Origin of the sequence: Planococcus halocryophilus (assembly GCF_022489025.1) — a bacterium.
Taxonomy (GTDB): Bacteria; Bacillota; Bacilli; order Bacillales_A; family Planococcaceae; genus Planococcus; species Planococcus halocryophilus_A.
This window is the reverse complement of sequence record NZ_JAKVTG010000003.1, coordinates 78,621-103,090: the sequence shown is the minus strand read 5'-3', so window position 1 is coordinate 103,090 and position 24,470 is coordinate 78,621. Positions and strand designations below refer to the sequence as shown.

Annotated in this window: 28 protein-coding genes and 1 other annotated feature; of the genes, 3 read left to right on the top strand and 25 right to left on the bottom strand. The window is 40.6% G+C overall.

What is annotated here, in order from left to right; all coding sequences use genetic code 11:
* Positions 1-74: 74 nt before the first annotated feature.
* The gene (gene rpsT / locus MLE13_RS05115) at positions 75-326 is read left to right on the top strand and encodes a 30S ribosomal protein S20 (protein WP_008498982.1); all 252 of its coding nucleotides are present in this window, start codon (positions 75-77) and stop codon (positions 324-326) included.
* A 51-nt stretch (positions 327-377) separates the two neighbouring features.
* On the opposite strand, the gene holA is transcribed toward rpsT, so the two are convergent.
* Positions 378-1,406: a DNA polymerase III subunit delta gene (gene holA / locus MLE13_RS05110; RefSeq protein ID WP_240748363.1), complete on the bottom strand. Its 1,029-nt coding sequence runs from the start codon at positions 1,404-1,406 to the stop codon at positions 378-380.
* 157 nt (positions 1,407-1,563) lie between these two features.
* On the opposite strand from holA, the gene MLE13_RS05105 reads away from it, so the two are divergent.
* Positions 1,564-1,698: a YqzM family protein gene (locus MLE13_RS05105; RefSeq protein WP_008431587.1), complete on the top strand. Its 135-nt coding sequence runs from the start codon at positions 1,564-1,566 to the stop codon at positions 1,696-1,698.
* 512 nt (positions 1,699-2,210) lie between these two features.
* Here MLE13_RS05105 and MLE13_RS05100 read toward each other — a convergent pair.
* The 12 genes from MLE13_RS05100 to MLE13_RS05045 form a co-directional block, all read right to left on the bottom strand.
* Positions 2,211-4,445, bottom strand: a complete 2,235-nt coding sequence (locus tag MLE13_RS05100) for a DNA internalization-related competence protein ComEC/Rec2 (protein WP_240748362.1) — start codon at positions 4,443-4,445, stop codon at positions 2,211-2,213.
* Between the two features lie 38 nt (positions 4,446-4,483).
* Positions 4,484-5,056 (bottom strand): ComE operon protein 2, encoded by a 573-nt coding sequence (locus tag MLE13_RS05095; RefSeq protein WP_240748361.1) that lies wholly within the window; start codon positions 5,054-5,056, stop codon positions 4,484-4,486.
* An 80-nt stretch (positions 5,057-5,136) separates the two neighbouring features.
* The gene (locus MLE13_RS05090; RefSeq protein ID WP_240748360.1) at positions 5,137-5,766 is read right to left on the bottom strand and encodes a helix-hairpin-helix domain-containing protein; all 630 of its coding nucleotides are present in this window, start codon (positions 5,764-5,766) and stop codon (positions 5,137-5,139) included.
* A gap of 116 nt (positions 5,767-5,882) precedes the next feature.
* Positions 5,883-6,605, bottom strand: a complete 723-nt coding sequence (locus tag MLE13_RS05085; protein WP_240748359.1) for a class I SAM-dependent DNA methyltransferase — start codon at positions 6,603-6,605, stop codon at positions 5,883-5,885.
* Complete coding sequence (gene rsfS, locus MLE13_RS05080) at positions 6,602-6,940, bottom strand: ribosome silencing factor (RefSeq protein ID WP_240748358.1); 339 nt, start codon at positions 6,938-6,940, stop codon at positions 6,602-6,604. Before rsfS ends, MLE13_RS05085 begins: the two co-directional genes overlap by 4 nt.
* Positions 6,937-7,512, bottom strand: a complete 576-nt coding sequence (gene yqeK, locus MLE13_RS05075) for a bis(5'-nucleosyl)-tetraphosphatase (symmetrical) YqeK (protein ID WP_240748357.1) — start codon at positions 7,510-7,512, stop codon at positions 6,937-6,939. The genes rsfS and yqeK overlap by 4 nt, the downstream gene beginning before the upstream one ends.
* Positions 7,481-8,068 (bottom strand): nicotinate-nucleotide adenylyltransferase, encoded by a 588-nt coding sequence (locus MLE13_RS05070; protein WP_240748356.1) that lies wholly within the window; start codon positions 8,066-8,068, stop codon positions 7,481-7,483. The genes yqeK and MLE13_RS05070 overlap by 32 nt, the downstream gene beginning before the upstream one ends.
* Positions 8,065-8,364 carry a ribosome assembly RNA-binding protein YhbY gene (gene yhbY, locus MLE13_RS05065; protein WP_240748355.1) on the bottom strand — a complete coding sequence of 100 codons (300 nt, stop codon included), beginning with the start codon at positions 8,362-8,364 and terminating at the stop codon, positions 8,065-8,067. The genes MLE13_RS05070 and yhbY overlap by 4 nt, the downstream gene beginning before the upstream one ends.
* Complete coding sequence (gene aroE, locus MLE13_RS05060; RefSeq protein ID WP_240748354.1) at positions 8,351-9,178, bottom strand: shikimate dehydrogenase; 828 nt, start codon at positions 9,176-9,178, stop codon at positions 8,351-8,353. Before aroE ends, yhbY begins: the two co-directional genes overlap by 14 nt.
* A gap of 11 nt (positions 9,179-9,189) precedes the next feature.
* Entirely contained in the window at positions 9,190-10,293 is a 1,104-nt protein-coding gene (yqeH, locus tag MLE13_RS05055; RefSeq protein ID WP_240748353.1) for a ribosome biogenesis GTPase YqeH, read from the bottom strand.
* Positions 10,290-10,811 carry a YqeG family HAD IIIA-type phosphatase gene (locus MLE13_RS05050; RefSeq protein ID WP_008431570.1) on the bottom strand — a complete coding sequence of 174 codons (522 nt, stop codon included), beginning with the start codon at positions 10,809-10,811 and terminating at the stop codon, positions 10,290-10,292. Before MLE13_RS05050 ends, yqeH begins: the two co-directional genes overlap by 4 nt.
* Before the next feature lie 38 nt (positions 10,812-10,849).
* Complete coding sequence (locus MLE13_RS05045) at positions 10,850-11,623, bottom strand: phosphatidylserine decarboxylase (RefSeq protein WP_240748352.1); 774 nt, start codon at positions 11,621-11,623, stop codon at positions 10,850-10,852.
* Positions 11,624-11,718: 95 nt separating this feature from the next.
* Between MLE13_RS05045 and pssA the strand changes: the two genes are divergently transcribed.
* Positions 11,719-12,258, top strand: coding sequence for a CDP-diacylglycerol--serine O-phosphatidyltransferase (gene pssA / locus MLE13_RS05040; protein WP_240748351.1), 540 nt, complete (start codon positions 11,719-11,721; stop codon positions 12,256-12,258).
* A gap of 59 nt (positions 12,259-12,317) precedes the next feature.
* Here the strand turns inward: pssA and mtnN are convergent, their stop codons facing one another.
* From mtnN to MLE13_RS04980, 12 genes are all read right to left on the bottom strand, one after another.
* The gene (mtnN, locus tag MLE13_RS05035; RefSeq protein WP_240748350.1) at positions 12,318-13,022 is read right to left on the bottom strand and encodes a 5'-methylthioadenosine/S-adenosylhomocysteine nucleosidase; all 705 of its coding nucleotides are present in this window, start codon (positions 13,020-13,022) and stop codon (positions 12,318-12,320) included.
* Between the two features lie 74 nt (positions 13,023-13,096).
* Positions 13,097-13,762: a DUF1510 family protein gene (locus tag MLE13_RS05030; protein ID WP_240748349.1), complete on the bottom strand. Its 666-nt coding sequence runs from the start codon at positions 13,760-13,762 to the stop codon at positions 13,097-13,099.
* Positions 13,763-13,897: 135 nt separating this feature from the next.
* The gene (gene greA / locus MLE13_RS05025; RefSeq protein WP_240748348.1) at positions 13,898-14,374 is read right to left on the bottom strand and encodes a transcription elongation factor GreA; all 477 of its coding nucleotides are present in this window, start codon (positions 14,372-14,374) and stop codon (positions 13,898-13,900) included.
* A 76-nt stretch (positions 14,375-14,450) separates the two neighbouring features.
* On the bottom strand, positions 14,451-15,074 hold the full coding sequence (gene udk, locus MLE13_RS05020; RefSeq protein WP_240748347.1) for a uridine kinase: 624 nt from the start codon (positions 15,072-15,074) through the stop codon (positions 14,451-14,453).
* Positions 15,075-15,110: 36 nt separating this feature from the next.
* Positions 15,111-15,716: an O-methyltransferase gene (locus MLE13_RS05015; protein WP_240748346.1), complete on the bottom strand. Its 606-nt coding sequence runs from the start codon at positions 15,714-15,716 to the stop codon at positions 15,111-15,113.
* Positions 15,717-15,807: 91 nt separating this feature from the next.
* Positions 15,808-16,932: an endolytic transglycosylase MltG gene (mltG, locus tag MLE13_RS05010; RefSeq protein ID WP_240748345.1), complete on the bottom strand. Its 1,125-nt coding sequence runs from the start codon at positions 16,930-16,932 to the stop codon at positions 15,808-15,810.
* Positions 16,933-17,057: 125 nt separating this feature from the next.
* Positions 17,058-17,369, bottom strand: coding sequence for a DUF1292 domain-containing protein (locus MLE13_RS05005; protein WP_008498957.1), 312 nt, complete (start codon positions 17,367-17,369; stop codon positions 17,058-17,060).
* A gap of 13 nt (positions 17,370-17,382) precedes the next feature.
* The gene (ruvX, locus tag MLE13_RS05000) at positions 17,383-17,799 is read right to left on the bottom strand and encodes a Holliday junction resolvase RuvX (RefSeq protein WP_040851237.1); all 417 of its coding nucleotides are present in this window, start codon (positions 17,797-17,799) and stop codon (positions 17,383-17,385) included.
* 2 nt (positions 17,800-17,801) lie between these two features.
* Positions 17,802-18,068 (bottom strand): IreB family regulatory phosphoprotein, encoded by a 267-nt coding sequence (locus tag MLE13_RS04995; protein ID WP_006828732.1) that lies wholly within the window; start codon positions 18,066-18,068, stop codon positions 17,802-17,804.
* 89 nt (positions 18,069-18,157) lie between these two features.
* Positions 18,158-20,782 carry an alanine--tRNA ligase gene (gene alaS, locus MLE13_RS04990; RefSeq protein ID WP_240748344.1) on the bottom strand — a complete coding sequence of 875 codons (2,625 nt, stop codon included), beginning with the start codon at positions 20,780-20,782 and terminating at the stop codon, positions 18,158-18,160.
* A gap of 41 nt (positions 20,783-20,823) precedes the next feature.
* Positions 20,824-21,033: a binding site (T-box leader), on the bottom strand.
* A 335-nt stretch (positions 21,034-21,368) separates the two neighbouring features.
* Entirely contained in the window at positions 21,369-23,786 is a 2,418-nt protein-coding gene (recD2, locus tag MLE13_RS04985; protein WP_240748343.1) for an SF1B family DNA helicase RecD2, read from the bottom strand.
* Between the two features lie 24 nt (positions 23,787-23,810).
* On the bottom strand, positions 23,811-24,470 hold the full coding sequence (locus tag MLE13_RS04980) for a tetratricopeptide repeat protein (RefSeq protein WP_240748342.1): 660 nt from the start codon (positions 24,468-24,470) through the stop codon (positions 23,811-23,813).

The following is a 24,470-nucleotide window of genomic DNA, read 5'->3' as shown; positions in this document are numbered from 1 at the left end:
AACTCATGTTGTATAGAGACATTAAAGAGTTAGGATTTTATCCGCTCTTCCATATTGTCTAGGAGGTGAAATATATGCCAAACATTAAATCTGCAATCAAACGTGTGCGCACGAACGAAACTAAAAACGCTCAAAACTCACATGTAAAATCAGCAATGCGTTCTTCTATTAAGAAAGCTGAATCAGCTTTGACTAACAAAGACGATAACGCTAACGATACTGTAAAAGTGGCGATCCAACAGGTGGAAAAAGCATCTTCTAAAGGCTTGATCCATAAAAACACTGCAGCTCGTAAAAAATCTCGCTTGATGAAACAACAAGCGTAACACATTAAAAAGCCGGTTCCTTTAGAGGAGCCGGCTTTTTGCTATTCATTATTAAGGCTTTTTCTGGCCTGCACGTTTCATTAAGAAAAATTCCAGTATGCGATTGCGGTTGCCACTTAGTGTTTTTAGCTGCAAATCGATATCTGCTAAATCGCCTAATACTTGTAGCAATCGTTTCTCTGAAATTTGCTGACGCTTTTCTACCAATAACTTCACCCGGTATGGATGCGCTTTTAATTGTTTAGAAATTTGTTGCGCGTGGTAACCTTTTTTTTGCAAATAATAAACTTGAATCATAAAACGAATTTGAGATGCTAGTAATGCCGTTAGCGCCACCGGTTCTTCTTTTTGACGCAATAAATCATAATACACGCTAAGCGCCTCGCTAACATTGCCATCTAAATACGCTTGCAACATTTTAAATGCATCTTGTTCAAGTGTTCGCGCAGTCATTTGTTCCACAAGCTCTACCGTAATATCTTCATCAGATGAGCCGAGGTATAAAGACATCTTTTCGATTTCTGAAGAAAGTAACGTTAAATTCGTCCCTGCCATCTCCACTAACCGTTGCGCTGCTTTTATCCCAATGCCTTTGCCAAAATTTTTCGCTTCGTGCATTAGCCACGTTTCCAAATCATTTGCTTGCAACGATTTCGCTTCGATCAATACGGTATGCTGTTTCATTTGCTTGGTTACTTTTTTTCGCTCATCTAGTTTTTCGTATGGTGCTACAAAAATCGTCACCGAACTACTTGGCGGATGTTCAAGCCATGCCTCTAAAGCTTTTAAATCGTGGTTGATTTTTTCCTTGCCACGTTCTGCCGCTTTTAAAAACGATGCATTTCGAGCAATAATCAGCTTACGGTCGCTGAAAAACGGAAATGTATCTGCTTCATCAATTACGTGTTCTACCGGCACTTCATCTAAATCAAAAAACGTCAGCTCCAGTTCGCCACCGACCGTCAATTTATCTTTTAACAAGTCCAAGGTTTTTTCAATAAAATAGCTTTCTGTTCCTACGATGAGATAAACAGGGTCTATTTGTCCGCTGCGTATGGATTTCCACACGGAAGTAATCATCTTATCAGCCTCCCCTTTCTCTACTATATCGGATTTTCACCGCTTTGGGTATTTGACAGTTATGTGTCGGTGCGAAAATTCATCCGTATAAGTTTACTTCAATCTAGATTTTTGGTGAGTCTTCGCTTATAATTATAAGGAATTAGGAGGGATTTCAATGAATGAATTTGAACAGAATGTACAATCCAAACGTAACGATGCTATCGACGCGGGAATGGGCTTCGTCGTATCCTTTGGATTTTTCGCCCTTATCTTTATCATCGCTGGACTTGTACAGTTCGCTGCGCGGTAATTAAACAAAAAAGGTTCCGGCTTTTATAGTCAGGACCTTTTTTTATTTTGAAGTGAATTCGGTCGTTTACGCTGGGCGGCACAGAACGCCACTTCGCCGGTCTGTCTTATGCCCGTTAGAGCTACATGGGCACTTCCGCTTTTCTTTGTCTAGACTCCAGCGCACAGCTCTTCGGGTCATAAGCCAACCCTGCTGTGCGGCACAGAACGCCACTTCGCCGGTCTTGCTTATGCCCGTCAGAGCTACATGGGCGCTTCCGCTTTTCTTGTCTAGACTCCAGCGCACAGCTCTTTGGGTCATAAGCCAACCCTGCTGTGCGGCACAGAACGCCGCTTCGCCGGTCTGTCTTATGCCCGTCAGAGCTACACGTGCGCTTCCACTTTTCTTGTCTAGACTCCAGCGCACAGCCCTTTGGGTCATAAGCCAACCCTGCTGGGCGGCACAGAACGCCACTTCGCCGGTCTGTCTTATGCCCGTCAGAGCTACACGTGCGCTTCCGCTTTTCTTTTGTCCTAGCGCATCTTTTCAAGTTGAATTCCATTTTCATCATAAAGCAATGTAATAGTGCCGTTCTCTGCAGTGTTTAAAGTTTTTAGTTCTAATTCGTTAAATCGCTCGACTACTTCTGGACTAGGGTGACCATAACGATTGTCTTTTCCTGTAGAGAAAATCGACAACTTCGGTGCTAGCGCTGTTAAAAATTCTTCACTGCTAGACGTTTTACTGCCGTGATGCCCCACTTTTAGCACTGTTAGTCCCGCCAGTTCTCCACCGTAGGAATCTAATAAACCTTTTTCTCCTTCAGCTTCTAAATCCCCAGTAAACAAAATTCGGTAGTCCCCAGTCTTCATCAAAAGTACAAGCGAATCATTATTGCCTTCATATTTCGCTTCACTTGGTGACAAATAAATAAAGTCGGTTTCCCCGACACGCCAATTTGATCCCGCAGCAGGAAATACCACTTTTGCTTCTGCGGCGAACGGTGCAAGCTCTAACATTAAGGCATTTGACGCTGATCCCGGTGTTAAATGCAGCTCTTTCACTGAAAACATTTCGAAAATTTCTTCTGCTCCTTCAGCATGATCTGCGTCCGGATGAGAAAGAATCATAGCATCGAGCGATGAAATGCCTCTTCCTCTCAAGTAAGGTGCCACAACTTGCCGACCGATTTCATATGGTCGCTTTTTTTCTTTAAAAGTTTCTACCTCAAAACGAAGAACACCTCCGCTATCTACTAAATAAACAGCTTGGCGGTAAGGCATTTCAATAACCGCACTGTCGCCTTGTCCAACATCTAAAAAAGTCACTTTTAAGCGAGGGTCCATATACGGCAGTGACGTAAACAAAATCGCCGGTACGAATAGAATCAGTAGGTGCCACCAACGAAACTTACGTTCAACTGCACAATAAAAAAGGTACACACTGCTCATCAACAATACGAATGCTCCAATTCCTGGTTTTCCTGGCACCCATAATTGATACGGTAAGCTCGCTACTGCAATCATCAGCTGGTCAATATGTTCTCGCAACGGCTCATAAAAGTAAAAAACAAAGTTTGCTACTGGCGGAAAAACAGCTGTCAAAAACAACAGTAAGAAATTTGCCGGTAAAATAAGCAAAGTAAAGAGCGGAACAAATAAGCTATTCACAACAAAAGCAGACAAGGACAATTCATAAAAATGAAACAGCAATAATGGATACAATGTCACTTGGGAGATAAACGTAATAACAAATCCTGCTTTAAGTGGTGATTTAATCGCACGCAACATGTTCATTGAATAAATAATGCCGAATGTTGCTCCATACGACAACTGAAAACCAATTTTATACATAGCATATGGATTCCATAAAACAAAAATTACTATACTAGTTAACATAATATTTGCAAGTGGTATCTTAATGTTGAGTAGTTTCCCACTTGCGACAACAACTACCATACTAGCAGCTCGCCAAACAGACGGAGCTCCACCTGCAATCACTGCATACAAAGGCAAAACGAGTAGTAAAATGACTAGAGCTAACTCTTTTCGGATATGCAATCGTATGAGAAGAACATATAACAATCCTGATGCAATGCCGACATGCAATCCTGAAATCGCAAACAAATGCGAAATGCCGAGCGTTTGGTACATGCGTTGATCTTCCGGGTCCATATTCTCTCGTTCGCCAATTAATAATGCTTCCGCTTCTGCTGCCAAAGTTTCCGGAAAATGTTCACGAATATGAGTTTTGAAGAGGTCTCTTCTTTTTAACAAACGATTTATCCACGTTTTATTTTCCATCACGCCATTGATCGATTCAATTTTCAGTAGTGAAGCTGCTCCATTATGACGTAAATAATGATTCATATTAAAAGAGTAACGATGTGAAGGTAGTGAAGCGGCTTCAAAAACACCAGTCACTAGGAATTTAGAGTCATCTACTAACCGCTCCATATGAAGTTTTTGCTCTTTCGAAGTTAATCGAAAACGCGCATAAACAATCGTACCGTCTTGTAATGTAGCAAATCCTCTGAGACTATCGCCATCGATTACCGTACCCGCATGAAAAATGAGTTCTCCTGAATAAGGCTGTGAATAATCCGTGAAATCCTCACTACGCAAATCTTGTACGATATAAACAACACTACCAAATAAAAGAATGAGCACAATAAATGTCCATTTTTCTCTTTTCCAATACATCAAACTAAAAAGCAGCGCCATGAACACGAGTTGAACCGCTGTTTCATGCGCTGCATATGTAGCCATTATCGTAGCTACTGCTACGTAGAGAAGAGGACTTGTTGTTATACTTCGATTTCTCCGAATAATTCATTCACCCGTTCACTATAATGGGCCAATTCTTCTTCACTTCCACCTTTTTCACGCAATTTATCAAGCAATTCGATATAAAGAGCTGATTTTTCGACACTTAAAAAGTCAATCTTTCGCTCATCAAACATTACTTGTACCACTTCTACCCCAGCTTGTTCAAATAATTCGATAGCATACTCGTGGTTTTTGTAATCAGTGGCATAATAGAGTCGGGCAATTCCTGATTGGATAATTGACTTGGTGCATTGCAGGCAAGGAAAATGACTAACATACATATCAGCTCCATTGACACTGACGCCGTACTTTGAACATTGCAATAACGCATTCATTTCCGCGTGGATTGTTCGAACGCAATGTCCATCAACAACGTAACAGCCTTTATCGATGCAATGGTCTCCTCCTGAAATAGATCCGTTATAGCCTCCAGCCATAATTCTCCGATCGCGTACAATCGTTGCACCAACAGCAAGACGTGTACAAGTGCTTCTAAGTGCGAGTAAATGGCTTTGTGCCATAAAAAATTGATCCCAAGTTATTCGCTTCATTTAATTGCCTCCTGCTTGTTTAGTTAAAATAAGTGTAGCAGAGGAGGCATTTTCGTCAACTGCCTTTTATCACGTTCTTGTTATTTCGCGACTATTAAATCTTTTAGTTGTTCAAATGTCTTGTCACCAATGCCCGTTACTTCCGTTAATTGTTCAGGCGCATTAAATTTCCCTACCTCATCTCTATAAGCAAGAATCGCAGCGGCTTTAGAAGGGCCTATGCCAGGGAGTTCCATCAATTCAGTTTCCGTAGCTTGATTTATATTTATCAAGCCTCCACCACTAGCTGTGTCAGTCTGTGGCGATGTTGAAACAACAATTTCTTCTCCAGCCGCTGGTACATAAAGACTCGTTTCGTCCACGACAATTAACGCTAAATTAATTGCGCGACTATCCGCTTCGGATGTAAATCCTCCAGCTGCTTGAATGGCGTCTTGCATGCGGGACCCTGCTTTTAGCTCATAGACACCTGGCTTATTCACTTGGCCTTTTACATCAATCATTAAAGGTGCAGCTGTTTCGGGTATTTCCTTTATTGGGGTTTCTGTCTGCTGAGGGGATTCAGCGTTGATTAATTCGAAAGCAGTAGCTGAAGATGACTCCGGCTGTTGTTGAGGAAAAAATAAATAAATCAAAAGCAGCACAATGGCAACTGCGGGGATCAGCAACCATGCAGGCTTGTTCTGAAGCTCGGAAATTTTCACTCGCATTCCTCGTTTCTTCAGAAGGCAATTAAATAGAAGCTGTTTGAATTATATAATAATTGAAATACGCTTGTCTATTTTTTAACAAACAAAAAACCACCTGCAAGATGCAGATGGTGAGCTCATTTTTTGGCATGAAAGAAAACACGTTCACTTTCGTCATCAGGAGACTGGCTTGTAAAATCAGCCGTAACAGATTCTACAGAAAATCCAGCAGCTTCTAGCCATTTTTTGTATATCTCGACGGGGAAAGTACGTTGTTCGTGCGTTTCTTCAAAGCGCTCGAACAAGTCATTTTGACGCACAAAAAAAGTCATATCGTGAATGACGCTATGCGACGCTTGACCTGGCTCTGTATGCCAAATATACGCTATTTCTTCAGCATCATAAACAAACGGGCTGTCCATAAAAACTGCATCGACTTTAAAAACAGAGTGGACATCAAAGAAAAAATGACCTCCAGGATTTAATGCGTCATAAATTTCTTTAAACGTTTGCTGAACTTGTTCTTCGCTCTGTAAATAATTAAGAGAGTCTATTGCAATCGTGACAATATCAAAACCAGATAACCCCTCTAAATTATCCATAGACAATTGCAGCACTGGAATCGCCTGATTTGCCTTTTGGAACCGTTGATTGGCCACCGTCAGCATGTCTTCAGACAAGTCACTGGCGGTTACGACAAAGCCCATTTCAGCAAAAAGCTGTGACAATGTGCCAGTTCCACACGCCACATCCAGCAATTTGCCAGACGTAACGTGGGAAGCGACCCACTCCACATACTCTTCGTAAGGAATATCTTCCATCAGTCCATCATAGACTGAGGCAAATTTTCCGTAGTTCATATTTCCATTTGCGGAGCTTCTCTCCACAGACGTTCAAGGTTATAATACGAGCGTTCATCTTTATGGAAAACATGAGCAACAACGTCACCAAGATCTACTAAGACCCAACGAGCAGAGTCAAATCCTTCGACACTTTTCACTTCGTGGCCTTCTTCATGCGCTTTGTCCATAATTTCTTTTGCGATTGATTGAACTTGACGATCAGAATTCCCTGTGCAGATGACAAAATAGTCAGCTAGCAATGAAATTCCTTCCATGTTCAAAACCACGATATCTTCTGCTTTTTTATCTTCTGCTGCGTTAACCGCTACTTGTAGTAAAGTTTCTTTTGTCATTCTTTCACTTTCCCTTTCTGTTGCACGAAGTACTTAAAACACTTCAGTGAATCCGGAAATACCGGTTGATTTTTCGATTCTAAAAATTCGATGGAATGTTTGACCGAGGCTTCCATCATAACATCCAATCCTTGTTCTTTTAATTGTCGCAATTCTTCAACACCTGAAAATTTACGGCTTGGTTCGACTAAGTCAGCAATATAGACGACTTTTTCCAAATCAGACATATTTTCTCGCCCCGTTGTGTGATAACGGATAGCATTTAATACATCTTCATCTTCGACACCAAATTCAGTTTTTGCTAAATAAGCACCTACAGGAGCATGCCAAAGTTCTGCATGATATTCGAGTAATAAAGGATCCATGTTTTCAGAAACAATAATGGATTTCATCCAGTCTCGATCTGAAAATTTCGCTACATCATGCAGTATCGCAGCAGTTTTTGCTTTTGACTCGGAAACAGAAAATTCTTTAGCTAAGTCAACAGCCGTGTCTACTACACCTAATACATGTAGATATCGTTTTTCAGGAAGCCGTTCTTTAACTGTCTGAAGCATTTGGTTGTGATCCATATAAACGCTCCTTTCGAATATAAGCTTCCACTTTTTCTGGCACTAAATATAAAAGTGACCGATTGGCAGCGGCGCGCTCTCTCAACATCGTAGATGATAACAACAACTCTGGTGAACGAATCATCAATACCGGATAAGGTGTCTCCGTATTATAACCCGGCCGATTAACTCCGATAAAGCGAATCAACTTCACCAGCTCATCAATACGGTGCCAAGTCGATAAACCCTCTATCATATCTCCCCCGATAATAAAATAAAATTCCACATCAGGTTCTTTTTCGATAAGCTTGGTCAATGTATCAAACGAATAAGAAACGCCACCGTGTTTAATCTCGAAATCTTCCACTTTAAAATGGGCATGATCCGAAGTCGCCAACTTGGTCATTTCTAGCCGTTGCTCAGCGCTAGCACCTGCAACTTCTTTATGAGGTGCAATATAATTGGGCATAAAGCGAACTTCATCTAATCCCGCTTCAAAAAGCGCTTCATTCGCCATAATTAAGTGGCCGAGATGAGGTGGATTAAATGTTCCGCCCAAAATCCCTACTTTTTTCATCTTTTAACCGGTAACTCGATTCGTTTGTTGTGAACCGATTGTTTGTAAAGAACGACTGTGTGGCCAATTAATTGAACCAATTGTGATTTTGTGCCTTTTGCAAGAGCTTTTGCTACTTCATCTTTGCCATCTTCATTATTTTGAAGAATGCTGATTTTTACTAATTCACGCTTTTCTAATGCTTCTTTGATTTGAACGAGCATTGCATCGCTAACGCCGCCTTTACCTACCTGAAAAATGGGTGCTAGATGATGTGCTTCGCTTTTCAAAAAGCTTTTTTGTTTAGTTGTTAACATAAGTGCCTCCTAGTTTTTCTGTAATCAATTGAATCATTTTTTCCGTATTAGGTTTTATGCCTGTCCATTTTTCAAATGCAATTGCACCTTGATAAACAAACATGCCGACACCATTTACTGTGATACAATTTTTTTCTTCTGCTTTTTTCAAAAAAGGTGTTTCAAGTGGATTGTATATGATATCCGCGACCATCGTTCCTGCCTTGACTCGTTCTAAAGATATCGGCAAAGCTTCGCCAGTAGCTAAACCAACTGATGTCGTTTGAATTAAAATCGCAAAGTCAGCTAAACGTTCTTCTGATTCGATTAGTGTGATAGCCGAAGCATTTGTATCAGCGGCCAGCTCTTCTGCTCGACGGTATGTCCGGTTCGTAATGGTAACATCCGTAAACCCCGCTCGTTTCAAAGCAAATGCGATACCTCTTGCCGCACCACCTGCTCCAATTAATAACACTTTAGCAGCTTTATCGACAGAATGAACAAGCAACGAACGAACAAAACCGTCACCATCCGTATTCGACCCCGTATATTCCGCTCCAACCAAATTCACCGTATTAACAGCATTCATTTGCATCGCATTTTCTTCCAGCTTCCCAAGTAAGGGAACGATGGATTGCTTATGTGGGAGCGTGATATTAAATCCACTAATCCCCAAAGTTTTCATCGCCGCAAATGATTTTTCTAGCTGAGACGGTTCGACATGAATCGGTAAATAAGCTGCATCAATGCCGTGTTCAGCAAACCATGTTTCGTGCATGAACGGGGATAGAGAATGGGATATCGGGTCACCGATTACCGCATACCATTTCTTCATCTGAAAACCTCCTAGATTAACGATGGACGTAACAATACTTCTACCCCTTTAGGAGCGTGAGCTGCTACAACCGCGTTGCCATGTTGGATCGTGATCCAACCAAGTCCGGAAAACACAATATCGGTTTTTGCATCTTTAATGCTAAATTCGTGACGTACCAATTCTGGGAAATCGTCTTTGTATTCAGCTGAAGGCGGAGCTAGCATATCGCCCAAATGCTGCGCATATAAAGCATCAGCATTGTCTAATTTCGTACGATGAATGGGTAAATCATTCGCGATATGAACAGTGAATGAAGAGCGCTCTCCTTTAATAAAGTCAAAACGCGCCAATCCGCCTACAAATAAAGTTTGTTCTGCATTCAACTGGAAAACGCGCGGTTTAATTTCTTTCTTCGGCATAATTTGCTTTAAATCCGCTGTTTTCAAGTGGTGAGCTAATTGATGATGATTGATGATTCCTGGTGTGTCAAATAATGAACGTTTATCATCTAACGGAATTTCAATCATATCTAATGTCGTTCCTGGGAAATGAGATGTCGTAATGACATCAGATTGTCCTGTTGCTTGTTTAATGACACGGTTGATAAAGGTTGATTTCCCTACATTTGTACAGCCGACTACATAGACATCTTTGCCTTTGCGATATTTTTCGATTGCTTCCATCGCTTCTGGAACTCCAGTTCCTCTATGAGCACTGACCGTCAAAACATCAATTGGTTGCAAACCTAATTTTCTCGCTTCTTGCTTCATCCAATGAATCAATTTATGTTGTTTAACTGATTTCGGTAATAAATCGGCTTTATTGGCAATCAATAAAATGTCATTGTTCCCAACAAAACGGTGAAGACCCGGAAGCCAGCTACCGTTAAAGTCGAAAATATCAACTATTTTCACGATAAGGCCATCACGTTCACCTAGCCCATTTAAAATCCGTAAAAAGTCATCATCCGTCAACGATACCGGTTGAAGCTCATTGTAATTTTTCAGACGGAAACAACGCTGACAAATAATTTCATCTTTTTCTAATGAAGACGGCGGAGCGTATCCTACCTCTTCTTTGTTTTCAGTTTGAATCTGTACACCGCATCCGATGCAAGTTGGCATTTCACTCAATTTTTTTCCTCCCACATCAATTGTCCTTTTTCTTTCAATTTCTTCATAATTTTGCGTTCGACTTTCCGATTAAAACGGGTAAAAAAGCCGTCCGACTGCGCTACTGGCAATACAAGAATAGTATGCATCTTATTCAAATTGCCTCCGAAAATATCTGTCAGCATTTGATCTCCAATGACCACCACTTGTTCGCGTTTCGCTTCCATAATGCGAAGCGCTTTTCGAAAAGCACGTCCCATCGGTTTACGCGCTTGGTATATAAACGGGATACCTAATGGATCCGCAAACGACTTGACGCGCAATTCGTTATTGTTGGAAACGATCACTACTTGAATACCGGCATCTTTCATCGATTTCAACCAGTCAATTAATTTCGGCGTTGCATCCGGACGATCCCACTCAACAAGCGTGTTATCCAAATCCGTAATGATGCCTTTAATGTTCTTTTCAACTAAAGTTTCTGGCTTAATGTCAAAAACTTCTTTTACATACTCACTTGGTACAAATTTTTGATACAATGCTACTCACTCCTGTTTCCCGAACTTAATTCTATTGATTATACCATATTTGCTAACGTTTCTCCCACCTTGATCCTTTGTCCATTAGACATATCTTCGACAAATTTGATGGAATTCTCTTCAAAAAATAGCACAACCGTAGATCCAAAACTAAAATAGCCTACTTCACTGCCTTTTTGCCAGACGTTCCCTGTTTCTGTAAGTTTAATGGAATTAACAAACATCGCACCAACTTTAACCACTAGCATGTTGCCAAATTCGGTTTCTAATTCGGTAATCATCCGGTAATTTCCACTAAGTGGAGATTTTCCATACTGCAGGCCAGCTGCATTTACCGGATATGATTTTTTCCCACATACAAATTGTTTTTTCACGTTGCCGTTTACCGGACTGTGAATACGATGATAATCAGCAGGCGACAAATAAAGAACTGCATATTTCCCATTTTGGTATTGTTCAGCCAACGCTTGATCGCCTACCAAGTCTGCCAATGAATAATGCTGGCCTTTTACCAGAAACTTCGTGCCTTCTTGCAAATCTCCAGCAATTTCAATTTTCCCATCTACAGGAGATACCACTGCACTCTCAGAAATCGGACGACCGGCTATCTTTAATTTGCGCACAAAAAAATCATGGAGAGTCGGAAAGCTATCTAATGGTTCTTCTATATCTTGTGTTGAGATTTGATAAGTCTTTATATAACCTGGAATAAACCGGCGGCTTTTAGGGGACTTCGCAAATTGACGAATTAGATTTGAAGTGAAAGCGCCGTTCGTTAGTTCAATTGAACGTTGGTACAAGTATTTTTTCATAGAGATGCCTCCGTTGCTAAAATAGTCTACCATTTTTTTACCTTTCACAGTATAATAGAGTGAACAAGTTTTCAAAAAAGAAGGAGTGTTTTCCATTGTTAATAACAGAAAGAATGGATCACACCATAAAAAAGCTAAGGTCGCAAACCGCAAATACTATTACAGTGGGCAATATGCTGTTTGGCGGAGCTTCTCTTATGGCAACTTTAAATGGATCTTATAGCTATAGTGTGCTATTTATATTTATTGCGGCTTTTTTGGACCGCTTTGACGGTATGGTGGCAAGAAAATTTAATCAAGAATCAGATTTAGGAAAACAACTCGACTCAATGAGCGATATTCTATCTTTTGGTGTCGCACCCGCAATTTTAATTTACCAGCTCGTGTTGTCGGACTTTGGCTTTGTCGGAATGGTATTTACGGTGTTTTATATTTCTGCCGGCGCTTTCCGTTTGGCGCGCTTCAATATCTCAGAATCCACTGGGTATTTCACAGGATTGCCAATTACAGCCGCAGGAACCGTTGTAACTTTATCTTATTTCGGAATTTCAATGTTTTCACCAGTTGTATACATGTTCTTGTTTATCATCTGCGCTTTATTAATGGTCAGTACATTTACATTGAAAAAAGTTTAAAAAGCTGAAGACGTTGAGAAAACGTCCTCAGCTTTTTTTTGCCAATTCCATGCACTAGATTAAATACGTGAAGCTAATTGACTAATGACGTTAAAGACGATTTCAGTTGAATGCTTTGCAGCTTTAGGCAAAAATTCATCAAACGACACAGAAGATTCTTTCCCTGCAATATCTGATAATGCACGAATTACCACAAACGCTACGTCAAACTGATAACAAACTTGCGCAACGGCAGCCGCTTCCATTTCAGCTGCTTTCATCGTTGGAAAGTTTTCACGTACTTTTGCAACGCGTTCCGGGTCGTTCATAAACGAATCGCCTGTCGCAATTAAACCGACTGCATATTCATGTTGTCCCATATCTTTTACCGCTTTTATCGCTAGTTCTATCAATTCTTCATTAGAAGTAAAAGCTGCAGGCATTTGTGGCACTTGCCCCATTTCATAACCAAACACCGTAACATCTACATCGTGGTGGCGAACCTCATCTGAAATGACTACTGCTCCTACTTCAAGCTCCTCATCAAATCCACCTGCTGAACCAATGTTGATGACAATGTCCGGCTGATATTGTTGAAGAAGAATTGTTGTTGACATAGCAGCATTAACTTTACCAATGCCGCTCTTTAATAAGACAATTTCTTGCCCATCATATGTACCTAACGTAAATTCACATTTTGCAATTTCTTCCGATCGTGCATCTTCTAACTTACTTCTCAATAATTGAACTTCCTCTTCCATCGCACCAATTACGCCGATTTTCATTTGACCATTCCTCATCTCTCTCGAATTTTCCTGTTCACGTGTTGGTTGTAGAAATCATAAAAAAAGACGCCTGATTAGTAGGCGCCTTTCAAGGTGTTTAAGACGTCCATTTTCACTGGTTTCCAGCCTTCGCCGTCAACCCATTCTAGGTGGACACGGTATTTTTCTGATTCGTCTTTAGACTGCACAGTAGCGACTGACTTTTGTGGACCTCCGCCATTTTTTATCATCATAACGTACATATTATTAGCGTCTAATCCTGTCGCATAAGAAACTGCTTTGACTTTTTCATTCCAGTCTTGTGAATCTTTTTGATAAACTGAAACATGATCACCTTTTTGCTCGGTGCCTATCGCTTCCCAGCTCGTGTTAATCACTGTTTCTTCTACGATTGGATCGCTTGAGTCTTCACGAGTGATGGTCCCACCTTTGATAGCCTCTTCTTTTTCTTTTTCTTCATCAGCTTTTTTAGCTGCTTCTTTTTCTTCATCTGTAGGTTCAGCTTGTTCTTCGTTATCGTCTTCGCTATCTCCTGAATCACTCGTTTGTTCATCGGTTTCAGGTGAAATTACTACGGCTTCAGGATCTTTGGCCTGATCATTTCCTCCACTAAATAGCATCGATACGCCAATAATAAGAATCAATGCGAATACCAAACCGATCATAATATTTAAAATCGTGTTTGACCGATTTTTCTTTTTCTTCAAACGAGAGGGATACGGCTTTTCTTCGTTAGACATTAGATGTCCCCCTTTCTTAAATAGTTTACCATTAAATCCGTATGACAAATTTGACGTTTCAACCATAATTTCGTTTCAACTAAAGTTTTGTTAATGAGAAACAGCCATTCCTTTTATAGAATGGCCGCTTTTTTTTTACATGATTGACAGAATCTTGATTTCCATTTCTCCGCCTGGTGTTAACACTTTGACGCGCTCACCGATTGTGCGGCCGATCATGCTTTTCGCAATTGGAGAATCATTTGAAATACGACCTTCTAATGGATCTGCTTCTGCTGAACCTACAATAGTATATGATTCTTGATCGCCATCTGGAACTTCGATAAATGTAACAGTTGTTCCTAAACGCACGATATCTTTGTTTGATTCGTTTTCATTTATGATAACCGCGTTGCGAATCATCGATTCCAGTGTTGAAATGCGACCTTCTACAAAAGCCTGATCTTCTTTTGCTGAATCGTATTCAGCGTTCTCAGACAAATCACCAAAGTCACGCGCGATTTTAATACGTTCTACCACTTCTTTACGTTTAATCGTTTTCAAAAAGTCTAATTCATCTTCCAACTTCTGCTTTCCTGCAGCTGTCATTGGAAATTGTTTTTCGTTAGCCATTCTTCCCACTCCTTCAACTGCTGACCTGGATGCCTGCATCCGTCAGTCTCGTATCATCATATTATAGTTTTACAATCTATTCAAGAATAGTTTTAATTTTTGTAACCATTAAATCAATCGCTACTTCATTTTGTCCACCTTCAGGAATAATTACATCTGCATAACGTTTTGTTGGTTCTATAAATTGGTTATGCATCGGACGAACAACCGTCAAATATTGTTCAATGACAGAATCAATTGTCCGACCACGTTCATTGATATCACGCAATAAACGACGGATTATGCGAAGGTCGCCATCTGTATCTACGAACAGCTTGATGTCCATTAATTCACGTAAGCGTAAATCTTCAAGCACTAATATGCCTTCTAGAATAATGACATCTTTTGGTTCAATAATTACGGTTTCTTCTGCACGAGTATGAAGTGCGTAATTATAAATAGGTTTTTCGATTGGGCGGCGTTCAAGCAAGTCATTAATATGCTCGATTAGCAAGTCAGTATCAAATGCCAATGGATGGTCATAATTCGTCTCTAAACGTTCTTCAAAAGCCAAATGGCTTTGATCCTTATAGTAATAGTCTTGCTCGATTACTACAACTGAGTTTTCTTTAAACACTTCATAGATTGAATTCGTTACACTCGTTTTTCCCGAGCCCGAACCCCCTGCGATTCCAATAACGACCGGCCGTTTCTTAGACATATCATTTAGCTCCCTGCAAACATCTTTTTAATGTGCTTATTTTTTTCTGCAAATCATAATGCCGTCACCCGATGATAATAATTCCGTATCATAACGAGCGTCATTCAGCATATGTTCTTTAAAAGTCGCCAGATTACGGATCATTGTCCGCTTTCTTCTTGGCACTTCCGATAGTGGTATATCTGAAAGGCCATGCATAGCCATATTATCACAATATATGATGCCGTCCTTTGCCAACAAAGCTTCATACTTATCAAAAAATCGCTCATACTGACCTTTTGCTGCATCTATAAAAATCGCATCATACTCCGGCTTCAAATCAGCAAGTGAGAGTTCTAATGCATCTGCATGAAAAATGCGTATGCGGTCTCCAAAACCTGATTGCTCGATAAATTCTAGCGCTTTTTGATAGCGAGAATCGTCGCGTTCAACTGTATCTACTGTACAGGTTGGCAAAGCTTCAGTCATTTTAATCGCGGAAAATCCGATCGCCGCACCAATTTCAAGAATTTTTTCAGGCTGTTGAGCTTTTAGAAGTTCGACAAGTTCCTCAATACCTTGATTTTCCATGATTGGTACATGATGCGCAATGGCATAGTCCTGAATCGCTTGTAGCGTTGTAGATAATTGATTGTTCACCATACAAGAAAGCTCCTTTTCGACTACGCAAAAATCAATTCAAATATTATCATAAAAAGAGAAGGAAAGCGAGGACGCTTCCTTCTCGTGGTTCTTAATTGCCAATATATTTATCTCGGTTAGCCAAATGTTGTTCATAAGTTTTAGCAAAATGGTTTTTGCCTTCTTTATCAGCCAAGAAATAAAAATATTCGGTTTCAGCAGGGTCGAGCACTGCATCAATTGAAGATAATCCAGCATTTGCGATTGGCCCCGGTGGTAGCCCTTTATTTTGATAAGTGCTATAAGGATGCTCAAATTCATAATCAGTATTAAACAAACGATCTTTGTGTTCACCCATTGCATAAAGTACTGTTGGATCTGTTTGCAACGGCATATCGATTTCTAAACGATTATAAAAGACGCTCGCGATGGTTTGACGATCCGATTGTGCTGTTGCTTCTTCTTCTAATAGTGAAGAAAACGTTAACAACCAATGTGGAGACCGCTCCATTTCTTCTAATATAGGTTGATATTGCATCACATTTGCTTGTGTCGTATCAAGCATTTGTTCAATGAGTACTGTTAGAGGTGGATTTTCTTCGTACACAGGATAAGTGGCAGGAAATAAATACCCCTCAAGTGCATAACGAATATTTTCACCCAGTATTTCATCTGTTAACAAATCAGGAAACTTAATCATTAATTCTTCAATATATGCAGGATCTTTAATTTTCTCTAAAAATTCTTCCGCCGTATAGTCGGTTTTTTTAGCGATAACATTTTCTGCAATTTCTTCTACTGTTAAGCCTTCTGGAACATTGATGGTATAGAGAGGTTCGTGGTAAACTTTACCGGTTTTCAAACTCTCTGTAATTTCATCCAATGTCATTGACTGCACTAAGTCATACGTGCCTGCTTGAAACTCGGATTCGTTTTTAAACTTAACATAGTATTTGTAAATCCGGGCATCGGTTATTACACCATTTTCTTCAAGTAATGCCGCAATGCCGTCCAAACTCGAACCAATTGGTACTTCCACCGTAATGATTTCTTCAGAATCCGGATCAACCGGTTCTAATGCATTGGAGATGTAATTATAAGTTTGAAAGCCTGCAATTCCTATAATTATTAATAGGACTAGCGCAATAATAAATACAATGCGTCGGACGACTCTCACTTCCTTTTTCTTTTCTTTCATGCGTTCAAACATGATATCTTTCTTTGTCTGTTTTTCCACGGGTTTTCCCCCCAGCTTTTCTGTTCTACAGAAGTCGGACTATTTTTGTACAACTTCTACTAGTATACAAGAAAAGTGCGCAAAAGAAAAAGACGGAATCAACAATCAATTCCGTCCTTCACATTTTAAAGCTCTTCGTTTTCTTCTTCTTCGTCAAGGAACGTGTTTAACATTTCTTCAATCATGTCCCATTCTTCGTCAGTTTCTACCGGGCGAAGCTCTCCGCCACCTACTGTAGTTTCATCTGATTCAGGGTTTTCAGTGAAAGAAGATGCATGGATTTCAATTTCGCCTTCTTCATCTTCTTCAGCGCCAACTGGGAAATACAAAACATATGATTTTCCAAAGTCTGCTGACTCAAATGTAAATAGTACTTCAAATAATTGCTCGTTGCCGTTTTCATCAACGACTGTAATGTGTTCTTGTCCGTGTTCCATTTACGTCACCTCATTATTTTTTAAAATCAAGATAACCTTGCAATATCATTACTGCTGCCATCTTGTCGATCACTTTTTTACGGTTTTTACGGCTGACATCTGCGGAGATCAACATCTTCTCTGCTGCCGACGTCGTTAGCCGCTCGTCCCAAAGCACCACCGGTATATTATACGCTTCTTTTAGTAAAGCTGCAAATCTTTCGGATGCTTCAGCACGTGGTCCAATTGAATTGTTCATGTTTTTCGGATAGCCAACAACGGCTTCGGTCACTTCATATTGCTTTATCAGTTCACCAAGGCGTTGCATTCCGAATTCTTCAATTGCTTCATTTATTTTGATGGTTTCAATTCCTTGGGCTGTCCACCCCATCGGATCACTAATGGCTACTCCGATTGTTTTTGAACCAACATCAAGTCCTATTATGCGCATCATTATTCCTCGTTATTCTTTTTAATATAGAACTTTACAAGCTCTTCCAGAATTTCATCTCGTTCCAGTTTGCGAATCATATTTCGCGCATCTTGATGGCGAGGAATATAAGCCGGATCACCTGACAATAAATAGCCGACAATCTGATTGATCGGGTTATAGCCTTTTTCTTCAAGTGCAGAATGTACCTGAAGCATTACTTGCTTGACTTCTTGTTCCATCGACTCATCAGACGAATCGAATTTCATTGTGCGATCAAATGAACTCACGACAAGCACCTCGCTTTCGGATTTTAAATAGAAATAATTGCTCCTGCTGTCTGTTTTTCATTATAACCGATAGCGTGGATTTATTAAACCTATTTAACTAAGCTGTAAACCGATTTTAGTGCTTCGTCTAACTTACTTGCATCTTTAGCGCCTGCCATCGCCATATCTGGACGACCGCCACCTTTACCGCCGCATTGCTCGGCCACATGTTTAACGATTTGTCCTGCATGATAATCTCCACCAGCCAAGTCTGTTGTAACTCCAGCTGCCAGCATTACTTTGTCTCCATCTGTCGCACCAAGTACAATAACCGCTTTGTCCATTTTCGATTTCAAATCATCCATCATCTGACGCAATTGGTTATTGTCTTTTGCTTCAACCTTCACCGACAAAACTGTGATATCGCCAACTTTTTGAGCTGCATCTAAAATTCCTGCCGATTGCGCATTAGAAACTTTCGCAAGCAAGGACTCATTTTCACGCTGTAATGATTTCATCTCTGCTTGAACAGTTTGTACTTTTTGAACCATATCTCTTGGAGATGATTTTAATAATCCAGCTGCGCTTTCTAAGACGTTCTCACTATCTTTTAAGTTTTCATATGCACCTTTACCTGTTACTGCTTCGATTCTGCGAATACCTGCGCCAATGCCGCCTTCAGAAACGATTTTAAATAAGCCAATCTCAGATGTATTTAATACATGGACGCCACCACATAATTCTAGAGAAAATCCACCAATTTCTACAACACGTACAACATCTCCGTATTTCTCACCGAACAATGCCATCGCGCCCATTTCTTTTGCTTCTTGCAAGTTATGATAGCCTGTTTGAACCGCAATGCCGTCCCATACTTTTTCGTTAACGATTTGTTCAATCGTTTCAAGTTCTTCTTTTGTAACTTGACCAAAATGAGAAAAGTCAAAACGAAGACGGTCTGGTCCAACATATGACCCTGCTTGATTTACATGAGTTCCTAAAACATCTTTTAACGCTTGATGCAATAAATGTGTCGCTGTGTGGTTTTTCACCGTGTGACGACGTTCTGAAGCATCCACCTGTGCGAGCACTGACGATTTCGTCAATTCTCCCGTATCTATACGTACAGAATGCAAGTTTTGACCGTTAGGCGCTTTTTTAACATTTAACACAGATACTTGAACTAAATCATTGCTCAATGTTCCACGATCGGCAATTTGACCGCCACTTTCTGCATAAAATGGTGTTTGATCTAATATAACGTCAACTTCTTCGCCTTCTTGTGCGCTCTCAACAACCTCACCGTCTTTAATGATGAATAATACGTTAGCGTCTGAAACCGTTTGGCTATAGCCAATAAATTCACTAGCTTCTTTAATATTCCCCAATACTTCAGATTGAGACTGCATTGAATTAACGTTTTGACGTGCATTTCGTGCACGATTACGTTGTTCTTGCATCGCTGTTTCGAATCCTTTGTGATCAACAGCCATGCCTTCTTCTTCTGCGTATTCCTCAGTTAATTCAACCGGGAAGCCGTACGTATCATACAAACGGAAAGCATCTTCACCCGGAATTTCACTTTGACCAGCTGCTTTTTGTTTTTCAATTACAGAAGATAAAATAGTTAAACCGTCGTGAAGTGTTTCATGGAAACGTTGTTCTTCCAATTTCATCACACGAATTATAAAATCTTGCTTGTCGCTAACTTCTGGGTAAAAACTCTTCATCACGTCTCCAACAACTGGGACTAAATCATACATAAATGGTTGTTCCACACCTAGTTTTTTCGCGTACCGAACAGCACGACGCAACAATCGGCGCAATACGTAGCCACGACCTTCATTTGATGGCAGTGCTCCGTCACCAATTGCAAATGCTACGGTACGGATATGGTCAGCAATTACTTTGAAGGCCATGTCCATTTCAGCGTTTTCTCCGTATTTCTTACCAGAAATTTCTTCCGTTTTTTCGATAATCGGAATAAACAAATCGGTATCGTAGTTAGTTGGAACATCTTGCGCAACACAAGCCATACGTTCTAAGCCCATTCCTGTGTCGATGTTTTGTTTTGGAAGTAACGTATACGTATGATCTGGGTTGTGGTTGAATTGCGAAAATACCAAATTCCAGATTTCTAAATAACGTTCGTTTTCTCCGCCTGGATATAATTCAGGGTCGCTCATATCATTGCCATAGCTTTCGCCACGATCGTAGAAGATTTCTGAGTTTGGACCACTTGGACCTTCACCGATATCCCAGAAATTCCCTTCTAAACGAATAATACGTTCAGCTGGCACGCCGACTTCGTTCAACCAAATCGCGTATGCTTCTTCGTCCTCTGGGTGAATCGTTACCGATAATTTATCAGCATCAAAACCGATCCATTTGTCGTCTGTTAAGAATTCCCAAGCCCAGTGAATTGCTTCCGTTTTAAAGTACTCACCAATTGAGAAGTTCCCTAACATTTCGAAAAATGTATGGTGACGTGCCGTTTTCCCAACATTTTCAATATCGTTTGTACGAATCGATTTTTGTGCGTTGACGATACGCGGGTTGTTTGGAATCACACGGCCATCAAAATATTTTTTTAATGTAGCCACTCCACTGTTGATCCACAATAGAGACGGATCTTCAAAAGGGACTAGCGGCGCACTTGGCTCCTGGTCGTGACCTTTTTCTTTAAAGAAATCGATATACATTTGTCTAATGTCTTCTGCTTTCAAGTTTTTCATCTATTCTTCCTCCTCTACAATATAAAAAGCCCCCATCCCAAAAAAGGGACGAAGGCTTTATTTCGCGGTACCACCCTAGTTACACAAAGCTGGTGGCTTTGTGTCTCTCGAACACCTTAACGCGGTTCAACGGCAGGGATTAGCTGCACTCCGGAGTAGCTTTCTAAAATCGAATGTCGTCGGGACCTTTCAGCCGAGGATCCCGTTTCTGTCCGAATGCGATTTTATACTGTCTCCATCAATGTGTTTGTCTATCATTCTAATTTGAATTATAGAAAAAGCTTTGAGTGATGTCAATAGTGACTTGAAGAAATCGCTCCAGGCGGACGCTTTCCGGGGGCACGGCCTCAGCCGCTTCCCTCGCTGCGCTCAGTCCAGGGTCTTCAGCTCGTGCTGTCTCCCCAGGAGTCGCCGCCTTACGCTCTTTCTTCTAAAAGTTAAATCTTAAGATATGTAGCAAAATAGCGCAGACTCCTGCGGGAAAGCGAAGTGCTAAAATCCACTCGGGCATCAAGCCCAAGTTAGTTCAGCGCAAGCCCGCAGAAAGCGTAGCTATTTTGCGGAATATCTTCTTCACAACTAACTTTTATGCTTCCATAAACTTTTGTGGGGTGACGCCTTCCATACCGATCATTGGGTGGATGGCGTGGGCATTTTCGGTTGTTAAGCTTACTGGTCCGCTTTGCTTTGTTTCTTCGTGTTGCTTTATTTGTTGGTCGGTTTTCGGTTCTTCTGTTGAGACTGCTAGACGGCTTTGCAATGTGGTCATGCGTTGCGTATCGTCTGTCCGTTCAACGCCGTAACGGAAAGCACCTGGGTCCCCGCACAGCACTAGAAAGTCTTTACTTCGTGTGATGCCGGTATAAAGCAAGTTGCGGCGCAGCATTTTCATATAACCTCGAACAATTGGCATAATAACTGTTGAAAATTCAGAGCCTTGCGACTTATGAATAGAACAGCAGTAAGCTAATGTTAATTGGTTTAAATCGCTACGTTCGTAAGTAACTTCAATTCCATCAAAGGAAGCGACTAACATGTCTTGTTTTTCGACGGTTTCTTTTGCTTTCATGATGGCAACAACTTCGCCCATATCGCCGTTAAAAACATTGCTTTCAGGTTGATTGACAAGTTGAAGTATTTTATCGCCAATTCGGTAGGTGATGTCCCCAAACACCAGCTCTTTTCTTTTGCCGTCAGGATTTGGGTTGACCATTTCTTGAATGAGTCGATTTAAGGCATCGATTCCTGCAGGTCCTTTGTACATTGGCGCAAGAACTTGTATATCTTTAATGGAATGACCTTTAGACAAAGCACTTTTTACAACTTTTTCAACAACAGACGGAATTTGATCAGCACCAGCTTTAATAAAAGAACGATCTGCCGTTTTCACTGTAATGTCTTCTGGCAATTGGCCGTTTTTCATTTGGTGTGCAAGTTCAATAATCGATGAACCTGATGATTGTCTGTAAATATCAGTCAATTCTACTGTTGGAATCCGTTTTGATTCGAGTAAATCACGCAATACTTGTCCTGGTCCGACCGGTGGCAGTTGATCTTGATCACCAACGAAAATCAATTGTGCATCTTCTGGTACTGCTTTTAGCAATTGGTGCGCAAGCCATGTGTCGACCATCGACATTTCGTCGATGATGATCAATTTGCCTTCGATTTCTTTTTCGGTTTCTTCGTCTTTTTCTTGACCGTTAAAGCCGAGTAAACGGTGAATTGTCATGGCCGGTAGCTCGGTTGATTCACTCAAACGTTTTGCTGCACGTCCTGTTGGGGCTGCGAGAATGATTGGAAATGGCTCTTGTTTTTTAGCATATTCTTTTGGATCGAGCGACAATCCATGCAGTTCGGCATAAATTTCTACGAGTCCACGAACGACAGTTGTTTTCCCTGTACCCGGTCCTCCTGTTAAAATCATGACCGATGAATTGATGCTACTTTCGATTGCGTCAATTTGCGTTTCAGCATAATTAACGCCGAGCCGTTCTTCCGCTTCACCAAGCGCTTTGCGAACTTCTGAACTTGGGAATTTCGCACGCGATTCTTGCTCTAATAACAAAGTTTCTAGTTTAGTGGCAATGCCCACTTCTGAATAGTAAAGCGAAGGCAAATAAAGCCGAGTTTCTTCACCCGCCACTTTGCCTTCTTCATTTAACTCGATTGCGGCTTTTGAGATCGCTTCAATCGAAATTTCTGCTTGTTGACGTGCTTCAAGCATTTCTTTGACCATCGGGATTAAGGTCTTCGCGTCAACATAAACATGACCATCTGATAACGAAGCTTGGTTGAGTATATGTAAAATGGATGCCTTAATACGATCGGGGTGACTGCCTGTAATACCAAGCTTCATGCCCAATTCATCGGCACGCTGAAAACCAATTCCTTCGATTTCTTCAATCAATTGAAATGGGTTTTTCGTCAAAATATCAATGGTTTCTTCTCGATAAGCTTGATAAATCCGCATCCCGATTTGTGGACCAAAGCCCCAATCATTTAATTGAATCATCACCCGTTCAAGCCCCAAGTTCATTTGAAGCGTTGCACGGATTGTATCTTTTTTGTCATCAGATAAGCGCGGAACTTTATCAAGTGAATCCGGGTCTTCTAAAATCTTTTTAATGGCATTTTTGCCTAGTTTTTTAACGATGGTTTCGGCAGTCTTCCGACCAATTCCGTTAAACATATCACTTGATAAATAATGGATAATGCCTTGTTCAGTTTCAGGCACTTCTTTTGTAAATGTTTCTACTTGAAATTGAACACCGTAACGCGGGTGATTTTTCACCACTCCGGTAAAACGGTATTGTTCTTCAAGTGTCAACATTGGAAAGTAGCCAGAGACAATGATTTCTTTTTCAGTGTAAGGGGTGTTAGTTTCTTGGATTTTCACTTTCGCGATGGAGAATAAATTTTGGGGGTTATGAAAAATCGAGACGACAGGACGCCCTAATACAAATTGTTTTTCTTCTTGAAATAAATCGATTTGTCCAGTCATGTCTGTCGTCTCCTTTTCATATAGCTATTCCAATGTTGTTGCAATCATATCATAAGCATAGCGCGCCATTTCGTTGCGCTCATCAAACGTATATGCTTGTTTCAAGTGATACATAGCGTCTTCTTTGCGATTTGTCGAAACTGCATAAAGAACACCTAAATTATAATGAGCATCCGAATGATTTGGATCTCTTCTGATCACTTCTAAAAATTGTGGTTCTGCTAGTTCAAACAATTCCATTGAAGCTAAGCTAACGCCATAACTCAACCGCGCTTGAACATCTGTTTCATCTAATTCGACTGCACGTTGAAGATAAGGAAGCGCTAATTTTGGCTGTTCCATTTTCTCAAAACATTTGCCAATCATGAAATGCGCATCCGCGCCTTCAATTTCGTATTGCAACGCTTTTTCATAAAGTTTTAATGCTTCTGAATAACGCTCTGAATTGAAATACAAGTTAGCTAAGCCGTAAAAAGCTGTCGCAGACGTATCATCTAGCGTAATGGCTTTTTGAAAAAAGCGCTCTGCACGATCGGTTTCGTCCATCGACGTTAATACATGACCAAAATTAATATAGCCAAGCGGATTTTCCGGCTCTTCTTCGATTGCTTGCGTAAAAGCTTTAATAGCTTCTTCTGTATTGCCTTCTTGCAAGGCTTGTATACCAATTTCGTTATAATTCAT

Excerpts from the sequence above, each read along its gene's own strand:
- rpsT (WP_008498982.1), top strand. The coding sequence starts at position 75 with ATGCCAAACATTAAATCTGCAATCAAACGTGTGCGCACGAACGAAACT.
- holA (WP_240748363.1), bottom strand. The coding sequence starts at position 1,406 with ATGATTACTTCCGTGTGGAAATCCATACGCAGCGGACAAATAGACCCT.
- MLE13_RS05105 (WP_008431587.1), top strand. The coding sequence starts at position 1,564 with ATGAATGAATTTGAACAGAATGTACAATCCAAACGTAACGATGCTATC.
- MLE13_RS05100 (WP_240748362.1), bottom strand. The coding sequence starts at position 4,445 with ATGGCTACATATGCAGCGCATGAAACAGCGGTTCAACTCGTGTTCATG.
- MLE13_RS05095 (WP_240748361.1), bottom strand. The coding sequence starts at position 5,056 with ATGAAGCGAATAACTTGGGATCAATTTTTTATGGCACAAAGCCATTTA.
- MLE13_RS05090 (WP_240748360.1), bottom strand. The coding sequence starts at position 5,766 with ATGCGAGTGAAAATTTCCGAGCTTCAGAACAAGCCTGCATGGTTGCTG.
- MLE13_RS05085 (WP_240748359.1), bottom strand. The coding sequence starts at position 6,605 with ATGAACTACGGAAAATTTGCCTCAGTCTATGATGGACTGATGGAAGAT.
- rsfS (WP_240748358.1), bottom strand. The coding sequence starts at position 6,940 with ATGACAAAAGAAACTTTACTACAAGTAGCGGTTAACGCAGCAGAAGAT.
- yqeK (WP_240748357.1), bottom strand. The coding sequence starts at position 7,512 with ATGGATCACAACCAAATGCTTCAGACAGTTAAAGAACGGCTTCCTGAA.
- MLE13_RS05070 (WP_240748356.1), bottom strand. The coding sequence starts at position 8,068 with ATGAAAAAAGTAGGGATTTTGGGCGGAACATTTAATCCACCTCATCTC.
- yhbY (WP_240748355.1), bottom strand. The coding sequence starts at position 8,364 with ATGTTAACAACTAAACAAAAAAGCTTTTTGAAAAGCGAAGCACATCAT.
- aroE (WP_240748354.1), bottom strand. The coding sequence starts at position 9,178 with ATGAAGAAATGGTATGCGGTAATCGGTGACCCGATATCCCATTCTCTA.
- MLE13_RS05045 (WP_240748352.1), bottom strand. The coding sequence starts at position 11,623 with ATGAAAAAATACTTGTACCAACGTTCAATTGAACTAACGAACGGCGCT.
- mtnN (WP_240748350.1), bottom strand. The coding sequence starts at position 13,022 with ATGAAAATCGGCGTAATTGGTGCGATGGAAGAGGAAGTTCAATTATTG.
- MLE13_RS05030 (WP_240748349.1), bottom strand. The coding sequence starts at position 13,762 with ATGTCTAACGAAGAAAAGCCGTATCCCTCTCGTTTGAAGAAAAAGAAA.
- greA (WP_240748348.1), bottom strand. The coding sequence starts at position 14,374 with ATGGCTAACGAAAAACAATTTCCAATGACAGCTGCAGGAAAGCAGAAG.
- udk (WP_240748347.1), bottom strand. The coding sequence starts at position 15,074 with ATGTCTAAGAAACGGCCGGTCGTTATTGGAATCGCAGGGGGTTCGGGC.
- MLE13_RS05015 (WP_240748346.1), bottom strand. The coding sequence starts at position 15,716 with ATGGTGAACAATCAATTATCTACAACGCTACAAGCGATTCAGGACTAT.
- MLE13_RS05005 (WP_008498957.1), bottom strand. The coding sequence starts at position 17,369 with ATGGAACACGGACAAGAACACATTACAGTCGTTGATGAAAACGGCAAC.
- ruvX (WP_040851237.1), bottom strand. The coding sequence starts at position 17,799 with ATGCGCATAATAGGACTTGATGTTGGTTCAAAAACAATCGGAGTAGCC.
- alaS (WP_240748344.1), bottom strand. The coding sequence starts at position 20,782 with ATGAAAAACTTGAAAGCAGAAGACATTAGACAAATGTATATCGATTTC.
- recD2 (WP_240748343.1), bottom strand. The coding sequence starts at position 23,786 with ATGACTGGACAAATCGATTTATTTCAAGAAGAAAAACAATTTGTATTA.
- MLE13_RS04980 (WP_240748342.1), bottom strand. The coding sequence starts at position 24,470 with ATGAATTATAACGAAATTGGTATACAAGCCTTGCAAGAAGGCAATACA.